The following is a 23,267-nucleotide window of genomic DNA, read 5'->3' as shown; positions in this document are numbered from 1 at the left end:
AGAATTACGAATATGTCTTAACGTTTTCATGGCGAAATGTGCGATAATGGGGATGAATTTGTTGAGGTGCCCACTGTGGTGATGGCCTCGTTGAATAACCCCTACATGAAAAAAACTCCATATTCTGAATCTTCGATTCGCGGCACAGCGAATCGAGGTCCTGTTGATTCTTTTAGAACGTTGCTGCTTCTTAGTATCTGGGCAGTTGCTGCTGTGTTCGCTTCAGCCGAAAAGGTCCCCGAACGTGCCAAACCTCAGGTTCGCGAAAAACCTGCCGAGTGGGCAAATCTAGTGCCGGGCGGACAGTTTAAGGATCTTATTTTGCCGATGCCAATCCGAGGTGGGCTAACGAGCGATACCTGGGGAAGTGAGGGGGTGAAACCACGCGACGTGACAAATGGGATTGAGGATCCTGCTTGGTCGTATTGGTGCGGCTATCCGTACGAGGATGAGAATGGAAAGTTCCATCTCTACACTGCTCGGTGGCCAGAGGACCATCCTGATGGGCACTTCGGCTACTTTGATTCGGAAATCGTGCATGCGGTGGCTGACGACCCAATGGGGCCATACGTCGCGATGGAGGTCCTGGGCGAAGGGCACAATCCCGAACTGATCACGCCGACCAAAATCAGCAAGCAAGGGCGTTATTTGGTCTACTCGACCCACGGTCGTTATTTCGCCGCCGAGAGTTTGAGCGGTCCTTGGAAGCGGCGAACCTATGACTTTCACAAACGTGAACGGTATGTATTCAAGGGATACGTCAATTTCTCTTTCGCCCCTCGCGATGATGGATCGTACATCGCTGTTTCGCGTCGCGGGTATATCTGGGCAAGTCCAGATGGAGCGGAGAACTGGTACAATACTTCCGCTGAGTCGGTCTATCCGAAGGTGCCGGGGACATTTGAAGATCCCGTTATGTGGAAGGATGATATCCAGTACCACATCGTCGTGAACGACTGGCGCGGCCGAATCGCCTACTACCTGCGCTCACTGGATGGGTTTCATTGGAATACTGAACCAGGGGAAGCCTACGTGCCAGGAATCGCAGTCTACGAGGACGGAACCAAGCCGGATTGGTATAAGTATGAACGCATTCGCTTTCTACAGGATGAACATGGTCGGCCGACGCACGTGTATTTCGCCGTAATCGATTCCGACAAGTACAACGACAATGCGAATGATGAGCACAACTCGAAACTCATTTCGCTTCCAATGACGGTTGCTCGTTTGGCTGTGATCGAGAATTCGGGAGCGGTTACCGCCAAGACCAAACGAATCAGAGTTCGAATCAAGGCAGAGGAGGGGTTCAATCCGCACTCGGATTTGGACATCGAGTCGCTGCGATTTGGTTCCTCGGATGAAGTTAACTATGGCCGTGGTAGTAAGGTTGTGGATACGGAAAGAGATGGAAAGGACTTGATATTGAGTTTTTCAGGAAAGCAGAGCGGTCTGACAATGGATAATTGGGCAGGAAAGTTGCTCGGCAAGAACCGAGAGGGTGGAATCGCTTTCGCTTGGGCGCGTTTGCCTGAAACGGAGGAAAAGGTTCCCTTGCTCTCTGCCTTGTCGCCTCGTTTCGAATTCACTGCAGACGGGTTGGAGGCCTACGTGGAAGTTCAGAATTTCGGTGAAATCGCCTCCGAACGATCGAAGGTTTCTGTGCAGCTGAAAGATGGTGAACTGATTGCGAAGGGGGCCGTTCGTCCTCTGGAGCCTTTTGAAACCGCGATTGTTAGATTGTCTTGTAGAGCCTCGCTGCCGAAAGGGAAAAAGCTAGAAACAACTGTTGTTCTGGAAAGCAGTGGGCGACCAACGGAGATTTTCACGAAAGAGGTTGTGCTTCCAAGGAACTAAACCAGTTTTAGCAAATGCTGGAAAGACTAGCCCTGTTTGTCTGTTTGCTATGTATTCTGTTCCCGTCTGCGAATTTGGCTGAATCGGATAGGAAGCCCAATGTCATTCTGATCTACGCTGACGATCTCGGCATCGGGATGCTGAGCCATTATGGTCAGGAGATCGTGAATACACCTCATATCGATCGGCTCGCGGAGGAAGGGATCTCCTTTAACAACTATTATGGTGGCGTTTTTTGCGCCCCCGCTCGCTGGTCTTTGCTGACCGGGATGCATGATGGTCGCCGTGGCGGATGGTCGCAGAACAAAGCAGGGCTGCCTATCCTGCGCGACTCGGGGGAAATTTCCGAAGAAGAGTACCAGAAGCGCATGGAGGAGCATAAGGCGAATTCGCTTCCGATTCCACCTCAGGAGGTTTTGCTCGGTCAAGTTGGCCAAATGGCCGGTTATAAGACGGCCCAATTCGGGAAACTAGACCGCGGCTTTCTGACTTGGCACGAAAGAGTGAAGCGTCACGGATGGGACTTTTACGAGGGCTACTACGATCACCAGCGTTGCCATGGGTTTTATCCACCTTATCTCTGGCGAAATGGAGAGCGCTTTGAGCTCGAAGGAAATGACGATCCGACCTGTGCCAAGATGACGGAAGCCGGTGACGAACCCGTTGGTTCGGGAGGGAAAACCTATTCTCAAAATGTATTTATCGAAGGGATACTAAAATACATCCGGGAGAATAAGGATGAATCGTTCTTCCTCTACCACCCGACTCAGTTACCACATGGGCCAGTTGCAATTCCAGAAATCCATCCTGATTTTGTGGACGATGAGCGATTGTCTCTCGCTGAGAAAAAGTACGCTTCGATGGTGAAGATGCTAGACGACCATGTTGGGCTGATCATGGAAGAGTTGAAGAAGCAAGGCATCGATGAGAAGACGATCGTGCTATTCACTTCGGACAACGGTCACGAAATGTACTACGGTCCTAAGAGTACCTACAAGAAGCAGCAAACGGTTGAAGGCGAGAAACTGAACTTCACGGACAAGAAGTGGCGGACTTCCGAAATCGGCGATGTTTTCGACGGGGCGGCTGGTCGGGCAGGGATGAAACGCAGTGGTTTTCAAGGCGGTATCCAATGTCCCATGATTGTTCGTTGGCCCGGGAAAATCGAGGAAGGCTCGGAGACGGATTTGTTAACATCTCACTACGACTTTTTGGCGACTTTGGCTGACATCGGTGGAGTTCCGGTGCCGGAAGGTAAGGACGGAATCTCCTACCTTCCGACCTTGCTAGGAGAGGATCAAGAAGAGACGCACGACTTCGTTGTGGTGAACAATAACAACACCTTTATGGGGAGCAGCGTTGTGATCGAGCGCGATGGCTGGAAGCTCATCCAGACCAACCGGAAGACAGGTGAGGTGCAATTGTACAACATTCTGGCGGATAATGAGGAGCGGGAGAACCTCGAAGCAAAGTATCCGGAGATTGTGGACAGTTTAAGCAAGATTCTGATTCGTGAACTGAATTCAGAGCGACCAGACCTTTAGGAATACCCCTGTATTAGAATGTTGAAGACGAAATTATTTTTAATGGGGACGCTCGCTGCAGCGTCTTCACTTGTCGGAAGTGAATCGACTTGGACGATTGATAGCCAAGTTGAGTGGCATAACGCGGTTCAGAATTCTGAGCAAATTGAGCTGCGTGGAGGAGAAGCGAAATCGACGGGGTTCGCGAGTAAGGTTTCGAGCGTGGTAAAACGATATGAGGAGTCGAAGCAGGCAAGCTCGATCACGTTTACTCAGAGCGATGATTGGAATAACTGGCGAGAGATAGAAAAGGTCGGCGTTCCCGGTATGGAAGACGCTCCGGTTTTCGTTCCGGTAAAGGATGGTGAATACTATCTGCTCGCACGCTATCGCCCGGCTTCCCTTGGGAAAAAGAATCGTGTGAACGGTGTGGATGTGAGCGAGACGCGTCCGAAGTCAGAGCAAGGGTACCACGCGTGGTTAAGCTCTGATATGAAGTCCTGGGAGCACTTGGGCCCAGTGAGTGGATACCGCGAACGCTGGGTGACGACAGCAGAGTACGTCGATGGCGATTTCTACATCTACTATGACAACCCGAATGATGAAGATCCGCACCTGATCATTGATTCGGATATTCGAGACGGGAAGATGGGCTATGATTATGGTATGGTATTCGCAGATCCTTCGCACGGATCAGACAGTGCGATCATTCGTGATGACAAGGATGGCAAGTTCCACTTGATTTACGAGAACTGGGATCCGCTTAACGCTCGAACGCATGCCTGGGATTCTCCGCTAGCTGGGCATGCAGTGAGCCCTGATGGTATCCACGATTTCCGTATCCTTCCGCCGGCTGTTGATCATCGAACGAATCCAACGGGGGAAATTGGTGAGTATGTTCACGGGACTACCAAAGACACTTACCAGTACGAAATTCATACGCCGGAGCAAAATGCGTACGGAGACTGGACGGCGATTAAGATCGGGGAGAAGTACTATCTGTTTTGCGACTTTGATCCGGTGGGCGAGAAGATCCGAGTCGGTCGATTTGTCAGCGATAGTCTAGATCGGGAGTTCGAGTTTGTTGGTGAGCTGGGAGAAGGGCATCCCGATCCGACGATTGGCTTCGCGGAAGGGCAGTTCTATCTGATCCGTCAACGTGCTGAGACTGACTTCATCAGTTCAGGCCCATGGGTGCCGGGTGTTGAAGCCCGAGTCGGAGTGGATACCAGTAACGATGGCAAGGTCGATAAGTGGACGAAGTGGCAGAGTGTTGCCGAAACGTATTCACGGAATCCAGACTATGTTCGAGTCGTGGAGACAGCTCCGGCGCGATTGGATTTGAGTGGGCTTCCTGCTGGTTACGGTTTCGCGTTTGAGTACCGCACCACAAAAGGCAAAGACCAGTCCGCTCTCGTGAAAATGGAGAGAGTGGAACTGGTCTTGGAATAGGAGGGCAATGATGCGCCGTTGCCGTTTGGGGGATCCTGCAATGAAGGCAACGACAGAGCGTTGCCCTCCTGTTTAGTCCTTCTTGAACTGAACGAGCAGGATTCTCAGTTGGTAGGGCTGAGGGGTGTGAACACGCATCCACTTTTCTACGGGGCGGGTGCCGCCGTCTTCGTATTCGCCGGTGAGTGGGTCGAACCAGGTGAAGTGTACGGTGCCGTTTTCGTAGCCGGGACGTTGACGTACTACGAGAGCATCGTGGTCTGCGGGTAGCAGGTGCATGTAGAAGTCGTCTTTGTTGGAAAGGCAGAAGCCGGCGCTGGCTGCGTCTGGAGTGGTTACTAGGTCATTGACCTGTTGCTTCTCGATGAAGTCCGCCATGTGGCGGTAGTAGTGAAGCTTGGGCTGATCTTCTGCAGGGAGATTCTCGATGTCGTGGATCACCACGTTCCAGGATGTATCCTGCCAGTAGTGAGTGATCGATGCCTCGGCGAAGATGATCTTGTACGCACGCTCAAGATTGGAAAGCGGAGTCAAATAGGTGCCAGTGAAGACGTGGTAGGGGCCGCCTTCGTAGCCGCCGTGCTCGATATTGAATACTGGCTTCTTGTCGTGCTTGGTCACTACGTCCCGCATGACTCGGTGGATCTCTGCCTTCCAGTTTTGGATAGAGATGAAGTCCACTGTATCTGGGTATTGGTTACAGTATCCATAGTCGTGGACAGTGACGAGTCGGTCGTGACCATCGAGTGCACGGAGTCGAGTGATGCGGTCGACTATGTATTGCCTGTCGTTGTGACCGTATCCGGTGGCTTCTTTCGAAATATCCCAGATCAAGTTGGGGAAGGCCTGGTAGCGTTTGACGACGTAGTCGAAGTAGCGGTTGTCGGCGTCAGATTCGGCTTCTGGCCACGAGACCTGCTTGTTCCAAACGTAGATCATGATATGGGCGATGATGCCCTGTTCGTCGAGGTGTTCTACGACCCGGTCGAAGCGTTGGAAGAACTCGAGGTCAAGTGTGCTGAAATCAGGGTTGGTGTTGTCGCCGCCGTATGGGAAGACACTGGGTTTACCGTAGTCGTATTTAGCCGGAAGCTTCGGATCGCGTGGCCAGTTTACATCGTAAGCGAAGACGTTCATCACGATCTGGTTGAAGCCGTTTTCGCGTACGTGGCGGATGACACTGCGCGTCTTGGGTATGTCCTCACCGTTCTCTGCATCGATGGCAAAGAGCCAGTCCAGTTCGAAACCTATGGGGAAATATTGGCTGCCGTCGGCGTAGGCGAATTTTTGTGGGTTCGACTTGCTGATACCGACAGGACCGCGTTTGCCTGGAAGGGCAGGCGTGACGCTCAAGGAGCCTGTCTTGCCGGCGAGGGAGCGTTCGGAGGAAGAGGTGAGGTAGGTCCATTCGCCCTCTTCTGGAGGCGCGAAGCGTACGATGAATCGATTATCGCCATCGTAGAATCCTGGCACGGTGAGTTTTTGATTCTCCGGGCCGGTAAAAGTCGCGGAAAAGTCCAAATCGAACTCGGTACCGGCTGCTACTTTCGCTTTGAACTCGAGGTCGATTGGATTCCAGCGAGCGGTCGTATTCGCAGCGGCAAGGCTGTTGATCAAACACGCAACGGTAATTGCGATAAAGGATAGCTTTCGAAGTTTCATAGTTTTAGGGGTAGCTAGAAAAGTGCTTTAAATTGTAGATTACATACAAAGACACGTTTGGGGAGGATATTGACTAAGAGAATCTAAATTTGGCGACAAAAATCCCCCTGCCGTGTGTGGCAGGGGGATTGGAACTTTAATCGGTTTTTAGCCGATTCCTAGAACTTGAAGGTGTTGGTGAGGAAAACCTCGGTGGGATTCGGGTTGCGGACCACGGCGAGACTTCCGTCTGGGTTGGTGCGAACAGGGATATAGTCACTCTCACCAATTAGATTACGGATGTTGAGCTGGATCTTCCAATCGATCTTGTCTCCGAGACGAGTCTGGTAGCTGGCCCAGAGGTCGCCCGATAGTTCGTCAGAACCGAGGAAGGGGCTGCTCAAGTCTGGAACTTGAATTCCGTCTGAATTGAGTGAAAGCGGGAATCCTGTCGCTACCTTGTCTTGCCAGCGAAGGGCGCCGCCAATTCCCAGGCCCTTGAAGCGTCCGTCTTCGAACTTGTAATTGGTGAAGGCGTTTGCTCGCCACTTGCGTTGCTCAGGCGAGAATTGACCGTCCTTGGTGAGGGCGGCTGCTACGGGCAGAATCGCGTCGCGGGTATAGCGCGTATTGAAGGTCCAGCCTCCGATAAGAGGAGCGTCATTCAAATCCCACAATCCAGCACCCTGGAGTCCTTGTACTAGGGTGTTGGATACTTGTGAAAGCACCGCGGCTGTGTCGCTTTGCACAGTTTCCTGCTTGGCGACGTTGAGCCCTAGTCTCCAGTTCGAGGTGGGGGTAGCGGTGAGGTCTACCTCGAAACCTTCTGCCTTGAAGCTGGTAGTGGCGATGCGACCCGGGAGTGGATCGGTGACCCAAGCGTTTCCGTCGTAACGAATGTTTGCGCGTTGGGCGAGCGTTGGAGGCAGCGAACCGATGATGGTGTTGTAATGCTCGTCGTAGGAAGAGAACAGACTGCCGGCCTCGGGTGGGTTTTGGTCGGTCGTCAGGGCTTCTGCAATGGTCAAGCCGTCGAGCTCTGCTTCCTTAAAGTTCTGTAGCCAAAACAGCGGGCTGGAAAGGGTGCTATTGGCGGCAGATTGCACGGCGCTATCCTGTGCGTTGGCGCTGGTCGTTTCATACCAGTTGGCGCGAATGAATAGCTTGCTCTCCAAGAGATCGAGGCTGAATCCGTATTCCTTGGTGGTGCCTTCTGGCGGGGATAGGAGGTCGCCTAGAGTATTGCGGCGCACGCCCGATGGAGCGAAGTTTTCGGACTCGTTGTAGTGGAAGCTCAGCTTCGACTTACCTGGGAGTTCCTGTGGCACGTGGGCGACAAGACTCCATGTGAAGGTATCGCCGTCTGCTGAGGCTGGGGTGTCTCCGAGGACGAAGTTGGCCGGATCGTATTCGCCGGTGGGGAGTCGATCGTTGGAAGCAATCTCGTAGCTGTCGATCGAATCTTCGCGCCAACCGGCTAGGCCGACTAGATTGCCGTTTAGCAGGTAGCTTTGAATACTGAATACGTTCGAATCTATTTTGTCTTGGGAAAGACTGCCACTGTTCAGGATGCGTCTTGTGGCGATGTGGCCAATTTCGTGGGTACGGGTCCGGCTGTCGAAGTAGGCCACTTTGAACTCCTCGCCGTCGACGAAGGCGGGGATGGTGGCGATGTTGCCGATGTGGATGTCGTCCTTTGATTGGATGGACGAATCGTTCAGGTAGGATGGACCGATGTACTGGATGATATTGGCGCCGTTGCGGAAGTTGTTGATCGTGCGCTGGGTGACGGCAGCTTGGAAGTCGAAGTCGGCTCCGACGTAGCGTCCGATATAGCCTTCGCCCCTACGGTCGATCTCCTGTTCACTGTAAAATCCGGTTAGCACGTGCTTCCCGATCCATTTGAACGGGTCTTCGCGATCAGTGAAGTCGAGCTGGTAGAAGGCGGTGGCTCGCAGGGCTTGCCGATCGACTGAACGTGTATCCATATCGCCCCAGTTTGTGGCGATGACAGGGCGACCGAGATTAGGATTAGGGACGTCCTGGTACGGCAGGTTTTCGCTGACATCAATGCGGATGGCGTATTCGCGGCTGCCTGTGAAGGGCAGGCTCGATTCGCGCTCGAAGTTCTGCTCGTCGAAGGCGATCTCCAAACCGCCATTGCCGCCGAAGAAGCTTTGCTCGAGGGTGAGGTTGTAGGCTTCGAAATCGTCGTTAGAGAAGCTGCTATTGCCGTAAAGCAGGTGGTTACGGTTATCGAATATGTTTCGATTCATGATAACCGGAACGACGAAGTTGGGTGAATAGCTTTCACCTTCGAATGGCTTAGTGTAATGGAGGTCGGTGCGAGGGTTTCCGCCAACGCGTCCGTATTCGCCATCCTTGTACAGGATTCGGGCTTGCACGCCAGTAAGATCAGACGCGCTTGGGATGCCTATCCCGATCGTGCCGTCTGGTTGGAAGTATACGGCTTCGGATATGAAGTAAGGTTCGCGAGCGGAACCTCGGATAGCCGGTTCGCGAAAGGCGCCGGGGAATCCTTCGATGCGATCGGAGTCGACTGTCCACTTCGGGACGAAGGACCCGTCGACGGCCCAATCTGCTCCGGGCGTAGTGGCCCAGTCGATACCCACGATGTCTTGGATTGCTGGATCGGGGGTGGAGAACCAGTCCTTGAGGCCGTCTGCAGGCGGGAGGACTTCCGGCGGGTTGCGGTCGATGCTGCCGTTTTCGTAGTTGCCGCGAAGGGTGGTTTTGCCGAGGAAGTCGGAGTCTTCGTTTTTAGCGAGGACGGATTCGAAGGTGAAGAAGAAGCGGCTATCCTCTTCGAAGGCGGGTTCCTGACGGAAGTTTTCCTCTTCGTCGAGAACGGCGAATCGAACGGCGAGTTTATCTTCTATCAGTACCTTATTGTAGTCAACCGATGCGCGATAGCTTCCGCGTTTTCCGAGGCGGAGGCTGACTTCTCCGAAGTCGCTGCCGAGGCTCGCTTTATTGAGGGAGTTCTCGATGACCCCGCCCGGACTGCCGATACCGAAGAGCAGGGAATTCGGGCCGCGATTTATGGTGACGGCGCTGGTGTTGTAGCTGTCGAATGCGATATCCGTTAGGAAATAGTTGCGGGTAAGCTCCGCGGAGGCGAGTCCGCGTACGCGTTGGGCTCCTTCTGGATTTGCACGTACGGAGTTCGTGTTGGCAGAGTTGCCCCTGGAGTTGTAGGTGTTGCCGGCGAAGTTGCCTTGAGGCCCGCTAACTTCGGTGCTGAGAGCGTAGGACAATACGCTTGCTGCGTCGGTCGCTCCTGTGTCTTCAAAGAACTCCTGAGTTAGGACCGAGATCGCCGATCCCACGTTTTTGAGGTCCGTGTTCAGTCGGGTACCGGCGAGGGTGGAGGTGGCACGGTAGCCGGAGTCTTCTTGTCCGGTTACTGAGAAGGGACTGAGTTCGAAGACTTCTTCTTCGTTCTCTTGTCCTTTGATGTCGGCAACATTGCTAGCTGCCAAAAGCGCGAGCAGACCTTTGCTTGTCTGTACGAGCCGTTTTTTAGGGGTAGGTTTTGTATTAGCCATATTGGGTTCGAATGAGTTTTGTTGGTTATTCGAACCGTCTTTCATCGTTGTGAATGTTGAGCTCTCTGGATCTTGACGCTTGATGAGCCAAGTTCCCGAGTCCTCGTCTTTAATAACGACTAGCCCCGTGTTGGCCGTCAGTTGATGGAGAGCTTCCGCTGGCGAGTACTCGCCAATCACCGCATTCAATTTGATTCCTGTGATCTCGTTTCGAATGTAGATCACCGGCAGATCAATTTGCGCGAGCAGTAGAGGTAGCGACTCTTCCGCCCATGCCGAACCGATCTCGAAACGCATCGATTGGGCCAATAGGAGCCCGTTTGGATCGTTCGAGTTCTGGGCGGCTTCAAGTGCGGGGTGAATCGCGAGCTTGGATGCGAGCGCTATGAAGATGACGTCTCGTATGCCCATCTCGTTTGAATCACAGTCCTTGTGAGACTCGAAGTGACCGCCAGTTCGCACTGGCTGCTCTTGTAGTTCAAAAATGGAGTTGGGGTAGATTGGAGACACAGAAGCAATGACTTCAGCTGGTGGCCTGTCAGGGCGTCACGGTTCGTGCAGGAAGTCGTAGCTAGCGCCAATATCCCCTAAAAATTATTCTGTAAGTTGGATAAGTTTTTTTGTGGCTAAGTTCTAATTTGCATCAGGCTCTCCGATGATGAATTCGCCTTCTGCTCCCTTTTTCCATGGAATGCCGTATCCGGTATTCAAAATCTTGAGAAACCCGAGCGCGTCATCGCTCGGGAATCGACCGCCGAACTGGAGTTGCTTCAATTTCGGGTCAGCGATGACGAGCTTGTAGCCTGTCTTCTGTTCGAAGCTAGCGGCAATCTGTTCGAGAGTTTCCGCTTCGATCGTTAAAAGCGAGCGTTGCCAGCGAAGTGCTTGGTTCACTGTTTGGGGATCTGGGGTAGTGACCTTTAATTGAACAGCCTTCGTATTTTCATTGTGGATGACTTCGGCTCTTTGACCCTGGATCACACGCTTCCCCCGGTCGAGTGGGGATGATGGGCCCACATTCGATTCTATAGCTTGAACGGCGTCGTGAGCAAGTAGGAGGGGCGAATCGATACTCACGATTCCCTCGGTAACGAACACATCGATTGTATCGGAAAACTTGATATTAAAAGCGGTTCCGACGGCGAGCACCTTTACCTCGCCAATCGATACGGAGAAGGGGCGTGATTTGTCTTTGGCGACCTCGAAGAGAGCTTCACCGCTTAGAAGCTGGATGGCTCGTTCATGCTCTGAGTAACTGACCTCGACTCTAGTGTCCGAATTTAGACGAATGAGTGAACCATCTGGCAAGACGTGGGTTTGCGTTTGCTGGGTGGCGACCAACTCCTCGGTATGAGTCGTCTGATCTATGGGGTGCGTTGCGAAGAAGAGGCCGATTCCGAGTATGAGTAGCGCTGCCATGGCACCCATATGCTTCCACCAGGTGGAGACTGTTGATGTAGCTTGAGCTTCTGCGAGCAGCTCGTTTGCGAGATCTGGGGATAGGCCTTGGGCCAGTTGTTGAGATTCGAAAAACGCGTCGAGTTCATCTTGCAGTTTTGGATCCCGTTCGAGTTCTCTTTCGAGTTGGGCGTTTTCATCCGGGCTCAAACCACGTTCGCATTTCACAAACCAGTCTGCGGCTCGTTCGAATAAGGAATTAGCTTCCTGCTCGTTGTTGTCGTGGTTGAACATGATCGCTTGAGTGTCTTCAGCGTGACTCGTTGATGATCCCTTTGGCTTCGAAGAACTTGCGGCAACGCTTGATGCCAATGGCTAATTGGGCCTCCACTGTTTTGACCGAGATGCCCAGGCGTTCCGCGATCTGTTTGTAGGAAAGGCGTTCATAGTTTCGAAGGAGGAAGATGACTCGGCATTTTTTAGGGAGCGATCTGATGGCGGCCTGCAGAATTTCGACTTCGTCAGTTTGTGCGAACTCAGGAACGGCCGTGTGTTCGAGATTGAAGACGGAGCTGTCGTCGATTTCCCCTAAGGAAATGATTTTCGAAGAGTACTTCTTTCGGAAGAGATCTCGAATCAGATTTTTCGCGATCGTGAAAAGTAGACCCCTTGGCGAGAGGATCGGCTTGGTTCGCTGGATCGATATGATCTTCGCGTAGGTCTCTTGTAGAATATCGTCGACCTCCGTCCCCTCGGGCACCTTGTGCTTCAAGTAGGCACGTAGACTGGGTTCGTTGACCCGGACTTCAGACTCGAACCAGTCTGAAATGCTCTGGGGCTGTGGGGGCATTTGGAGTGGAGGAAGGCTTAGGCGTGCGTCTTCGGTAGTGAGACGCACCTACAAGCGAAATTAACTAGAAGAAAACTTCGCTGACGCCCTCCTTGGTCACTCGCTTAGACCGAACGAATAGATGACCGTCTCGTGGTACTTGTCCTCCGGATACAAAACCGTGGAGGGGAAGTGGGAGTAGTCTGGCGAGGCTGGAAGGGCGTGGGTTTCCAAACAGATCGCTTTATGAACACCGTAGCGGATGCCGTATTTGCCCACGAACTCGTCGCTTAGCCCGTTGGAGGCGTAGACAACAAGGCCTCGTTGGGTCGTAGACACGTCTAGCTGGCGTCCGGAGAGAGGATCGATAAGGGTGGCGACCTTTGCGAATTCTCCCACTGGCTTGTCGAGAATGTAGCAATGATGATAGCCGACGAGTGGGATGTCATGGATCTTGTCGCCGATACGCACTTGTTCTTTGAGGTCCCAGGGCTTGCCTTCTGTTTTTGAGATGACGCCAGTGGGTGCTCCGTCTTCATCCATCTCGGTGACGAAGGTCGCGTCGACTTGCAGTAGTTGATCGTAGATCAGGTCCTTCGCACCGTTTAGGTTGAAGTAAGTGTGCTGCGTCATCGCCACGTGCGTGGGCTTGTCGGTCGTCGCTTCGAAGTCGACCCGCACTGAATTGTCATGAGTGAGCGTGTAGGTGACAGTGGAATCGAGATTGCCTGGATAGCCATTGCTGCCATCTGGCGAGAAGTGACGGAGGCGCACTCCGACTCCTTCATCGGAAGTTACGGGTTCGCTCGCCCAAACCGATTTGTGGAATTCGCCGCCTCCGTGTATGGAGTGTTTGCCGTTGTTCTTGGTAAGCTGGTAGGTCGTTCCATCGATGGTGAACTCACCGTTGACGATACGGTTGGCGAAGCGGCCGATCGTAGCGCCAAAGCTTGGATGAGGCTTAACGTAATCCCCGAGGTTATCGAAGCCGAGTACCACATCATCGAGCTTCCCGTTTCGGTCCGGAAAATGCAGCTCGGTGATGATGCCCCCGAAATTGGTGATCTTCATGATCATCCCGTTTTCGTTGGTGAGGGTGTAGAGGTAGACTGGCTTGTCTTCAACAGTGCCCCACGGCTCCTCTTGGATAGAGCCGGCGGTGATTGCCGAAGAGCTAGCGAGGATAGGAGCTAGTTTGCGGAGGTATTTGCGGGATCGAGGTTTGGGCATGCGTCGAGCCATGCAAACTCCCGTATTCGCTGTACAGGAGTTTGCAGGCGAAACGTTTCAATGAGGGAGTCTCGTTCGGTCAACCGTTCATCTGCTCGATGACCTTGCCGACGTGACTGAGGACCTCCTGGTGCTCTTTATGTGGACTGAGGTCGATGAACTTTACGTCTTCGTCGACGATGGCGGTGTGTCCGGCTGGAGCGTAATAGAAGTCTCCTTCTTCATAAGTCTCTTCAGAGCCATCGTCATAGATGAAGCGAAACTTGCCTTCAAAGATGTAACCGTAGTGCGGACAATGGCAGTGGTCGCAGTCGAGGCCTTTGAGGAATGGAGTGAAGTCGGTTCCCTTCGGGAATTGGTTATACGACATGTCCATACCGCCTTGATCGGGTAGGAGCCTGGCAACGAGTTCGCCCATTTCCATGGCTACTGGGATATCTTCTTTCTTCGTCTTCATTGTATGAGGTGGGTTGAGGTTGGAGGACTCCCGAACGGATTCGGGACGAAGAACAGATGTGTTTAGGATGCAGTGAATGCCTTGTTTACATAGTGTCGGGGCGGGTACAACGCGAGGGGGCGAGCCAACTATAAGCTCCCAAGCAATCCGCGTGACTCACGATTAGGTGTAAGAATCAAGAGGGACTGCGGCCCCCGTTGAGGCAAAGGGTTTGCCCAGTAATAAATGAGCTTGCCGGATCGCACAGGTAGGCGACTGCCTTGGCTACATCTTGAGGGACTCCCAAACGGCCAACTGGAACTGTGGATTTGTAAGAGTCGAGCGCGTCCTGAGGAATGTCGGCGTGGCGCTCCGTTGGTATCCAACCCGGCGAAACAAGGTTGACGGTGATGCCAAAGGGGGCGAGTTCGGTTGCCATGCTTTGGCTCCAGGACTTTTGTCCTCCCTTTGCGGATACGTACGCGCTGAAGTTCGGTGCAGCGGTTTCGACAACTTCCGAGCCGATGTTGACGATACGCCCCCATTTTTTGGACTTCATCTGGGGAACGACGGATTGGGTCAGTAGAAAGGGGCTCTTTATGAAGAAATCGATCAGCTCTTGGTAAATCTCCCAAGTGTACTCTTCGATTGGAAGCTGAGGTTGGGGCCCGGTTGCGTTGGGGACGAGGATATCGATGGGGCCTAGTTTTGATTCTATATCCGAGACAAGTTCTTTGATACTGCCTTCGTTGCAGATATTCGATTTGAAGAGGTCTCCTTTGTATCCGAGTGATAAATACTTATCGAGAGCGCTTTCTGCTCGATCAAGGTTGCTGTGGAAGTTCAATGCGACAGTTGCTCCTTGAGCTCCAAGCTCCTCTGCTATCGCGAGACCGAGGCCCGTTGTGCTACCTGTGACAAGGGCGACCTTCCCGAGGAGCGGTTTTTGTGTATTAACCATCTGCAGGGATTGGGTTGAAACTATTTGAACTGCTGCGTGCGTTATCTGTGATCGCTTTTACTTCCTCGAGCTTGGGAATGCCGTAGACTGCTCGATTGGGATTTCTTGATTTTGCGCTTTCGATTCCGAACTGACTTGCCCGAGTTTGACCCACGTAGAGTTTGCCGGCTAAAGGAACGAGCAGAGTTTCCAGGCCCTTGTTGTTCAGGTTAGTCCCAAAGAGATTCAAGGTCTGAAGCTTATTCAATGTATTTAGCGTTTCGATCGCATCATCGGGAATCTGACTATTTCGAAGATTTAGAGAACGAAGTTCGGTGAAGGATTTGAGCCAATCGATGTTACTTGAACTCAGGTTAGCAAGATTGAGCTCAATCGTGTGAGTGGCGATTTTCTCTAGATTAGAGATGTCGTTGGAGCTGAGCGTTGTAACCAGAGATTGGATATCGACAAAGAGAGTCGCTTCGTCTTGTCCCCGTTTGTGGATGATAGCACCGCGAGAGCGAAGGTCCTCAACTGCAGCGAACTCTTCAGGGCTTAGAAGCTCTTCAATGGGGAGACGGGCGAGTTCGGCGTCGCCTTCTTTTGCTCCTTGGTAAATCCAATGGGCGATTTTTAGAATATCGTCTCCGCTGGGGGAATCTTCGTCCTCGGGGGGCATGGCGTAATCGTCGCTTTTCGGAAGGAGCAGGTATTCCATGAGCGGACTACCCATCGGGTCGCGAGGATTGATTGGGTTTTCGTCACTGTCACCCGGGGAAAGGAAGGCCGCGTAGCTATCGAGCCTGTATCCACTTTTCTGTTTCTTGGACCCGTGGCAACTGACGCAATACTGCTCAAGAATGGGTGCGATCTCAGTGGAGTAGTCGATGTCGGCTGATGTGTAGCTTGCCCACGAAGGAACACTAAGGAGCACGAAGAATCTGAGAGCGGCGGTGGGTGATGAAAAGGAGATACGCATTTTCTGATTAAACCATGATCTCAGGGATGATCTCACCATGGACGTCGGTGAGGCGAATGTCGCGGCCGCTGAATCGGTAGGTGAGGCGGGTATGGTCAATACCAAGGAGATGGAGCATGTTGGCATGGAGGTCGTGTACGCTCATTTTGTTTTCGATGACTCGGTAACCATATTCGTCGGTGGCTCCGTAAATAGTCCCTCCATTGATACCGCCTCCAGCCATCCAGATACTAAAGCCTTGTGGGTTGTGATCGCGCCCATTGGTGCCTTGAGCGAAGGGAGTGCGTCCGAACTCGCCGGCGAAGACAAGTAAGGTGGAGTCAAGGAGACCGCGGGACTTGAGGTCTTTGATCAGTCCGGCGATTGGTTGGTCGACCGCCATTGCATTCTTTTGGTGGCCGTCGATGAGGTCAGAATGTTGGTCCCAGCGATCTCCGTTGCCAGGATTGATGGTTAACTCGACAAAGCGAACACCTCGCTCCACGAGGCGACGAGCCATGAGGCATTGGGCGGCGTACTCGCGGGTGTTTTTGTAAGGGGCATCGAGTCCGTAGAGCTGTTGGGTCGCTTTGGTTTCACCGCTGATGTCTGTGACTTCCGGAACCTCCATCTGCATCCGGTAGGCGAGCTCGTAGTTCTGGATGGCGGACTCGATGGCTTCGGCGTGACTGAGCCGGGCCTCTAGGTCCCCGTCCATTTCGTGCAGGAATTGGAGCTTCTTGCGTTGGATGGCGTCGCTTTTTTCCTGATACGAAGTGTTGTTGAGGACCGGATGCTTGGAGAGGAAAATGGAGCCTTGGTGATTGGCGGGAAGGAATCCGCTACCGAAGCACTGCATGCCACCGGCGGGAACTTGGCCGCCGTGGATGACAACGTAGCTTGGGAGGTTCTGACTGAGTGTGCCGAGGCCGTAGGAGGCCCATGCTCCCATACTGGGACGACCGGAGAGAACGTGTCCGCAGTGTAGCGCGTAGTTTGCGTTTGGGTGGTTCGGAGAGAGGGCGGTCATAGAGCGGATGACGCAAAGGTCGTCCGCGCAGGAACCAATGTGCGGGAAGAGGTCACTGATCGGAAGGCCGCTTTCGCCGTAGTGATTAAACTCCCATGGGCTCTTGAGAAGGTTTCCGTTGTTGTTGAAAACGGTGGCGTCAACTTTGAATTTTGGCGCTTGGCCGTTCTCCTTTTCGAGTTGGGGCTTGGGGTCGAAACTATCGACCTGGGAAACCCCGCCGTCCATGTAGAGGAATATGACACTCTTCGCTTTGGGCGCGAAGTGGGGAGTCTTTGGATACAAAGGGGATTGGGCGCCAAGGAGGTCTTGTTGCATTAGCCCTCCGAGAGCCAATGTGCCGAAGCCTATCGAACTTTGTTTCAGAAATTCGCGTCGGGAAATCATCTTTGGAAATTATGAAGTATGAATTATGAGGTATGAAGTGCTCGTCATGTTTCCTAAAAGATGTAGATGAACTCTTTGCGATTGTAGATCATGTGGCAGAGGTCGGTCCAAACGGTGAGGTCAGAAGAGCTTGAGCCGTAGTCGCGGGAGAGCTCGCTCAGGAAGCGTTTCGCCCAGTCCAACTCCTTGGGTGAAGCGGGGCGACTGAATGCGTCGATATGGATCTTGTGGATACGCTCGTCCTCCGTCTCAGACGAAGCCATGACCTTGTTTGCCCATGCTTTGGCTTGCTCATGTACGAAGGGGTCGTTCATGAGGGCAAGGGACTGGGCGGGCACGTTGGTAACCTGACGCTTGCCGATTGATTCAGTGGCGTTGGGCATATCGAACGCTCGGAGGAATGTTGAGAGGAAATTGCGTCGCATTTCCAAGTAGATTGAGCGCCGGCCGTCTCCGTTGAGAGGTCCTGTTGGTGGTTTGGCTCGACTATTCGGCATGTCATCGACGTATGCGGAAACACTTGGACCGAATTGCTTTGTATTGAGTGCACCGCTACTGGCGAGGATGTGATCTCGTATCAGTTCCGCCTCAAGTCGCTTGACTGGCATGTGCTGCAAAAGGCTGTTTTGGGGATCCTCTTGCTGGGCAAGTTCGCTTGGTTGAGAGGACATCTGGTAAGCTTTGGTGCTTACCATTTTTCTGATCATATGTTTGATCGACCAGTTGTTCTCTACGAAGTCGTTGGCGAGGTGATCAAGGAGATCCGGATGGGTTGGCAGTTTGCCCATTTGCCCGAAGTCGTTAGTCGTCTCAACAAGCCCGGCACCGAATATGTGCTTCCAAAGCCGGTTGACTTGTACGCGTGCGGTAAGCGGGTTTTCCGGGTCTGCGACTTCCTTCGCCCAATCGAGTCGTCCGCTCCCTCGGCTGGTGAGTTCTTTACCTCCAAAGGCATCGAAGAATCGGCGAGGGTTGTGATCTTGGCTGAGATTATTGTGAGAGCCGCGAATGTAGATGGGTTCGTCATGTTGGTCTCCGTCGACGAGACTGCGGGCGAAACGCGGTTTCGGGATGGTGAGGGCGAGCTCTCGGTATTCGCGAAGCGCTTTGTCGAATGTTTTGTTTCTACGTGTATCCGCATTGATGAGACCGACTGCGTAGAAGGATCCGAGCACTTCGGCATCTGTTGGTGATAGTTTGCGTTTTTTTCCAGCGGCCCAGAGTTGCTTAAGTTTCTTGCCGACCGCTTCCGCGGAGTCTCCGCTGGTTTTCCAATAGTGTTCCCAATCATTGGTGCTGTGGAAGCGGAAGGTGAGGAAGGCGTCGTCGCTTGGTTCGTTGTGTGGTCCGTGCTTAGGGTGCTTGGAATGGTTTGAAACATTGTTCTGGGCGAATTCGAGGTAAGCTGGTTCGCCTTCCCAGAGGTACGTTTGGAACCGAATCGTTTCCCAGTCCTTGGTGTTGATCGCCTTATAGAGTTTCCCTGTGGTTGGCCCTCGGCCGGTAAGTTCGTAGTTGCGGATAACGAGGCGAACGGTACCGCCATTGCCTTTGGCTTGGAGCTCGATCGGTTTCCCGTCGATGATGAAGTCGGGGGAGCGAAGGGCACCCGTTACACGTCCTGCGAGATATCCGCTAGTGTGCTGGCCATCGACTAAGCTCTGAACGCCGTTGTGCCCTTGGGAGGTGAAGACAGGAGTTCCTGCGGAGGGTGCTTGGTCCTGAAACGCGAGTCCTTGGTATTTCCAATTGTACAGAGATTTGGATACGTCAGCGAACGATTGGCTAAGGTCTTTGTCTCGTTGGGGAGATTTCGTTTTCTCCTGTTGAAAGAGCGGGGCGAGCGAGGCGTGCTTAGACCTGGCTTTGGCATTGGTTGCCAGTATGAGCCAGTTAGTGAGAGCCTCTGAATCGAGACCTTTGTGTGTGGCTAAGGCTTTGGATTCGGAGGCAAGCCGTTGCTTGAGAACTTTGGGACCTTGGTTGCGTAGTTTCTGATCTTCTTTTGTCTCTTTGTTGTAGTCAGAAACGATTGATTGGACGGTTGGAGAGTTTGCGAGTTCACGGGTTGCTTCCAGGTAAGCAGAAACTTGATTGATGTCTTCTAGCGTAGCGTCGAATGCGAGCTTCTCGAGCGATGCTCGTTTCTTTTTAAGTTCCCTGAGCGGGGCTTGTTGCGCGGAGTCAGGTACTGTATTCGCATAGCTGAGACGGGAGCTGCGGAGCATGCCGTAGAAGGAGTAGTAGTCGCCGGTGGTGATGGCGTCGAACTTGTGGTCGTGACAGCGAGCACAGGCGAGAGTGGACCCCAGGAACGCTTTGCTGGTGACATCGATCATGCCGTCAAAAATGCGAGCTTCGTCCTCATGGATGTCGGGTGGTCCGTGCTGACCATCGGTGAGATAGATGAAGCCTGGGCCCATTACCGATTCGTTGTCGCCGGTTGTCGGATTGATACGTGGTTCTTCGATGAGGTCACCGGCTAAGGATTCGAGGATGAACTGATCAAAGGGGACGTCTTGGTTAAGGGCGTTGATGATGTAGTCGCGGTAACGATACGCATGAGTCATGGTGTAGTCCGCTTCGAAGGCTTTGGTCTCGGCGTAGCGTACGAGGTCGAGCCAGTGTCGGGCCCATTTTTCGCCGAAGTGAGGAGAGGCGAGAAGCCGGTCGACTTGCTTTTGATAAGCGTCTGGCGAGTTGTCTGAGAGAAATGATTCTAGCTCCTCGGGAGTAGGGGCTAGGCCGATGAGATCGAAGCTAAGGCGACGCAGTAGGGTTCGGCGATCGGTTGATTCCGCCGGTTGCCAGCCTTTCTCCTCGAGCTTGGAGAGGAGGAAGTTGTCGTAGTCGTTGGCTGGCCAATCTGCGTTTTTTACCTCGGGGATTTCGGGGGTATTGACGGGTTGAAGGGACCACCACTTTTTGCGCTCCTCGAGATTGAAATCAGAGAGGTCGGCGGCGGAGAGGCTTTCTTCGACACGCGGATCGGGAGCTCCCCGATCGATCCAGGCGATGAGAGTCTCGATTTCCTCGGGGGCGAGTTTAGACTTTGGAGGCATTGCCTCGTAGTCGGGGTGACGTTTCACCATCTGAATGAGCCGACTTTCCGCAGAGTTTCCGGGGACGATGGCAGGACCGCTTTCACCTCCGCGAAGCATCGCGGGGGCGGAGTCGATGAGGAAGTGGCCACGGATTTTCTCGGCGTCCGCCGAATGGCATTTGTAGCAGTTGTCGATCAGCAGGGGGCGGACTTCAGACTCGAAGAACTGCAGGTCCTCGTTCGAAAGCTCGTCTGCGGACGTGCTGAATCCTACAAGTAGAAAGGCGGCGAAAGAGCCAATTGTGTGGGGAAAGGGCTTCATCTCGTTTGGGGAGGCTAGCGAGATTAGCTTAAAAACGATTTGCGGTACACTGTTTTAGGGACAAGTTTTGATACTATTTCCTCCTTAATCAAATAAGTAGAGGCAAGGAGTTGAGGAATTTGGACTAGTCTAGGGATGGTTAAGGCATCTGCAACAACGGCGATCGAGGCACAGCGGGAGATTATCACCGCCTGTGAAACGCAGCTATTTTCATTCAAAGCTGATACTGACATGTGGTCGACCTGGCACTACCACCCGGAGATAGATATCCTGCTCATACTCAAAAATACCGGGCACCACATCACGGGAGATTGTATTGGTGAGATTATGCCCGGAACGCTGATATTGAATGGGGCGAATGTGCCGCATGCCTTTCAGCCAAGTGAGGCCCCAGATGGAGATCCTGAGAACCCGGCCATGTTGGTGATCCAGTTTTCGGAGGAGTCGCTCGGTAGCGAGTTTCTATCCAAACCAGAGATGGAGCAGATCCGTGCTTTTTTGGAGTCGACGCGGCGCTCTATCGAGTTCTCGGGAAAGGCGAGGGAGAGAGTGGAGGAAATGATGAAGCTGATGCCTCAACAAAATGCGACGCAGCGGTTGGCTCAGTTTCTCCTTATTTTGGATACGCTCGCGTCAGCTCCAGAAGATGAGCGAAGACCTTTGGTGAGCGCATTCTATTCTCCCTCACTCAACGAGCGGAATGTGAAGCGGATCGACTTGGTAAAGGATTGGATCATCGAAAACCTAGGATCGGAAATCAGGCTCGAAGCGGTGGCCAAACACATTGGCTTTAGCCCAAAGTCCTTCTCGCGTTTCTTCAAGAAGAACACCGGCAAGTCCTTCATCCAGTATGTGAATGAGTTGAGGGTCGGAGAAGCCTGTCGACTGTTGATGCAAAGCGACAGCAGTGTGGCGGAAATCTGCTACGCGTCCGGCTTTCAGAATCTATCGAACTTCAATAGACAGTTTAAGGAGCGAAAGGGCGTGTCACCCAAGGAGTTCCGTAGACAATGTCGCGAACGACTACCGGTGTAGTTGAAATAGGAGGACAGCTATGGCTAGATTGTTTGGGAAGCGAGTTTGGGTGGGGCTGCGGCTCATCGCCTTGGTTGGCGTTTTTGTGGGAGCAGGTCTACAGGCTAAGGTTCCTGAGTCGCTTTTGGGAACTTGGTCGCTGCAGCTAGAAACGGAAGAACCCGCTTGGTTGAAAGTGGAGGAAGAGGATGGTAAGCCGATTGTGCGCATGCGGGTGCATGTTTTAGGCGCGGGGCCGCACAAGGACGTCAGGCTGGAAGGCGATGAGCTTGTGTTTTCGATGAAGATCAAGCGTCAGCCCGGTGATGAAGCATTTGTGACGCAGAATCAGGTCAGGGTAGGCGTTCGTGATGGGCGATTGCAGGGGCTCATCCTTTGTGATTCTTTGGACGCTCCTTACGATCGGATTGAGTTCACGGGAAAAAAGTATCCTGCCATGCCAGCTAAACCTGATCTGACGAAGGTGAAATTCGGTCAAGCAGTGACGCTTTTCAATGGGAAGGATCTGGCAGGCTGGCGGCTCAACGAGCCAAACAAGACAAACGGTTGGAGCGCTCGGGATGGATTGCTTGTGAACACGACGCCAAAAACGGATTTCGGATCGACGGGTACGTTTGGCAATCTGCGTACAGAAGCTGTGTTTGAAGACTTTCGCCTGCACATCGAGTTTCGTCCTAAAGCAGGGCAGAACAGCGGAGTGTATTTACGAGGCATGTATGAGGTGCAGGTGGTCGACCGTGATAGTCGCATGCAGGGGAAGATCGGAATAGGATCTGTATTCAGCGTGATCGGTCCTAGTCATCAGGCGGCTGGCGAACCAGGTACTTGGCAAAGCTATGATCTGACGTTGGTCGACCGTCATGTCACAATCGTCCTTAATGGGGAAACGGTGGTCGATAACGTGCCGGTGGACCGGCCTACTGGAGGAGCGATCCATACGGATCCGATGACGGCCGGCCCCATCTTCCTTCAGGGAGACCATACGTCGATCGAGTACCGCAATGTCTATTTAGAGCCGGTGCTCGAGTGAAGACGCTCCCTAGAGTGATCTAAGCTTGCTTCGTCGTTTGAGAGCTGAGGTGCTGATGCTGTGAATCTTGGTGAACAGCTTTGCCTCGCTTGCGGGATGTGTTGTGACGGGACGCTTTTCGACAATGTTCGATTTGGCCCTGATGAGAGTACGGATGATTTGAAGGCTTTAGGAATGCCGGTGAAGCGCTCCCGTGCCAAGGTGCCGGTTGCTTTCTTCAAGCAACCGTGTCGGGCCCTTTGTGGTGACTTGAAGTGCAAGGTCTATCAGGACCGTCCGCAACAGTGTCGCTCGTTTGAGTGTGGCGTGTTCAAAGAGCTTGCGGCAGGTGAGACATCTCTGGAAAGCGCTTTACGAGTGGTGAAGAAGGCTCGGCGGAAAGCTGATCAGGCGCGTCGCCTTTTGCGGAAAATGGGAGAGGAGGACGAACGCAGTTCTCTGGGACTGAGATTGCGGAGAGTGCAGCGGCAGATTGATTCCGGTATGATCGACGCGTCCGCAGCGGAAGCGTTCGCTGATCTAGGGCTCGTGATGCATCAGTTGGACCTTCTGGCTCACGAGCGGTTTTATACCGAAGAGGAGGAGTGATA

16 protein-coding genes are annotated in these 23,267 nt (G+C 53.1%); 6 read left to right on the top strand and 10 right to left on the bottom strand.

What is annotated here, in order from left to right:
* The first annotated feature begins 105 nt into the window (after positions 1–105).
* The 3 genes from JIN87_RS12235 to JIN87_RS12225 are packed head-to-tail and all read left to right on the top strand — an operon-like array spanning position 106 to position 4,829.
* Complete coding sequence (locus JIN87_RS12235) at positions 106–1,854, top strand: glycoside hydrolase family protein (RefSeq protein WP_200355851.1); 1,749 nt, start codon at positions 106–108, stop codon at positions 1,852–1,854.
* A gap of 14 nt (positions 1,855–1,868) precedes the next feature.
* Positions 1,869–3,398 (top strand): arylsulfatase, encoded by a 1,530-nt coding sequence (locus JIN87_RS12230; protein WP_200355850.1) that lies wholly within the window; start codon positions 1,869–1,871, stop codon positions 3,396–3,398.
* Between the two features lie 18 nt (positions 3,399–3,416).
* A complete protein-coding gene (locus tag JIN87_RS12225) occupies positions 3,417–4,829 on the top strand; it encodes a glycoside hydrolase family protein (RefSeq protein ID WP_200355849.1) in 1,413 nt (470 codons plus the stop codon).
* A 72-nt stretch (positions 4,830–4,901) separates the two neighbouring features.
* Here the strand turns inward: JIN87_RS12225 and JIN87_RS12220 are convergent, their stop codons facing one another.
* The 10 genes from JIN87_RS12220 to JIN87_RS12175 form a co-directional block, all read right to left on the bottom strand.
* Positions 4,902–6,491, bottom strand: a complete 1,590-nt coding sequence (locus JIN87_RS12220) for a DUF5060 domain-containing protein (RefSeq protein ID WP_200355848.1) — start codon at positions 6,489–6,491, stop codon at positions 4,902–4,904.
* Between the two features lie 158 nt (positions 6,492–6,649).
* Entirely contained in the window at positions 6,650–10,549 is a 3,900-nt protein-coding gene (locus JIN87_RS12215; RefSeq protein WP_200355847.1) for a TonB-dependent receptor, read from the bottom strand.
* 123 nt (positions 10,550–10,672) lie between these two features.
* Complete coding sequence (locus tag JIN87_RS12210) at positions 10,673–11,731, bottom strand: FecR domain-containing protein (RefSeq protein WP_200355846.1); 1,059 nt, start codon at positions 11,729–11,731, stop codon at positions 10,673–10,675.
* Between the two features lie 16 nt (positions 11,732–11,747).
* Positions 11,748–12,287: an RNA polymerase sigma factor gene (locus JIN87_RS12205; protein ID WP_200355845.1), complete on the bottom strand. Its 540-nt coding sequence runs from the start codon at positions 12,285–12,287 to the stop codon at positions 11,748–11,750.
* Positions 12,288–12,383: 96 nt separating this feature from the next.
* On the bottom strand, positions 12,384–13,496 hold the full coding sequence (locus JIN87_RS12200; RefSeq protein ID WP_200355844.1) for an aldose epimerase family protein: 1,113 nt from the start codon (positions 13,494–13,496) through the stop codon (positions 12,384–12,386).
* A gap of 79 nt (positions 13,497–13,575) precedes the next feature.
* Positions 13,576–13,953, bottom strand: coding sequence for a cupin domain-containing protein (locus JIN87_RS12195; protein WP_200355843.1), 378 nt, complete (start codon positions 13,951–13,953; stop codon positions 13,576–13,578).
* A gap of 175 nt (positions 13,954–14,128) precedes the next feature.
* The gene (locus tag JIN87_RS12190) at positions 14,129–14,893 is read right to left on the bottom strand and encodes an SDR family NAD(P)-dependent oxidoreductase (protein WP_200355842.1); all 765 of its coding nucleotides are present in this window, start codon (positions 14,891–14,893) and stop codon (positions 14,129–14,131) included.
* Complete coding sequence (locus JIN87_RS12185; protein WP_200355841.1) at positions 14,886–15,851, bottom strand: c-type cytochrome domain-containing protein; 966 nt, start codon at positions 15,849–15,851, stop codon at positions 14,886–14,888. Before JIN87_RS12185 ends, JIN87_RS12190 begins: the two co-directional genes overlap by 8 nt.
* A 7-nt stretch (positions 15,852–15,858) precedes the next feature.
* The gene (locus JIN87_RS12180; protein ID WP_200355840.1) at positions 15,859–17,247 is read right to left on the bottom strand and encodes a DUF1501 domain-containing protein; all 1,389 of its coding nucleotides are present in this window, start codon (positions 17,245–17,247) and stop codon (positions 15,859–15,861) included.
* Between the two features lie 53 nt (positions 17,248–17,300).
* Entirely contained in the window at positions 17,301–20,612 is a 3,312-nt protein-coding gene (locus JIN87_RS12175) for a PSD1 and planctomycete cytochrome C domain-containing protein (RefSeq protein ID WP_200355839.1), read from the bottom strand.
* Positions 20,613–20,747: 135 nt separating this feature from the next.
* Between JIN87_RS12175 and JIN87_RS12170 the strand changes: the two genes are divergently transcribed.
* From JIN87_RS12170 to JIN87_RS12160, 3 genes are read left to right on the top strand one after another with little or no spacing between them, the layout of a single operon-like run.
* Entirely contained in the window at positions 20,748–21,647 is a 900-nt protein-coding gene (locus JIN87_RS12170; protein WP_200355838.1) for an AraC family transcriptional regulator, read from the top strand.
* Between the two features lie 19 nt (positions 21,648–21,666).
* Positions 21,667–22,677: a 3-keto-disaccharide hydrolase gene (locus JIN87_RS12165; protein ID WP_200355837.1), complete on the top strand. Its 1,011-nt coding sequence runs from the start codon at positions 21,667–21,669 to the stop codon at positions 22,675–22,677.
* A gap of 60 nt (positions 22,678–22,737) precedes the next feature.
* Positions 22,738–23,265, top strand: a complete 528-nt coding sequence (locus tag JIN87_RS12160) for a YkgJ family cysteine cluster protein (protein ID WP_200355836.1) — start codon at positions 22,738–22,740, stop codon at positions 23,263–23,265.
* Positions 23,266–23,267: the final 2 nt, after the last annotated feature.

The organism is Pelagicoccus mobilis (genome assembly GCF_016595505.1).
In the GTDB taxonomy this organism is placed as follows: Bacteria; Verrucomicrobiota; Verrucomicrobiia; order Opitutales; family Opitutaceae; genus Pelagicoccus; species Pelagicoccus mobilis.
This window is presented reverse-complemented; position numbering and strand designations above follow the sequence as displayed.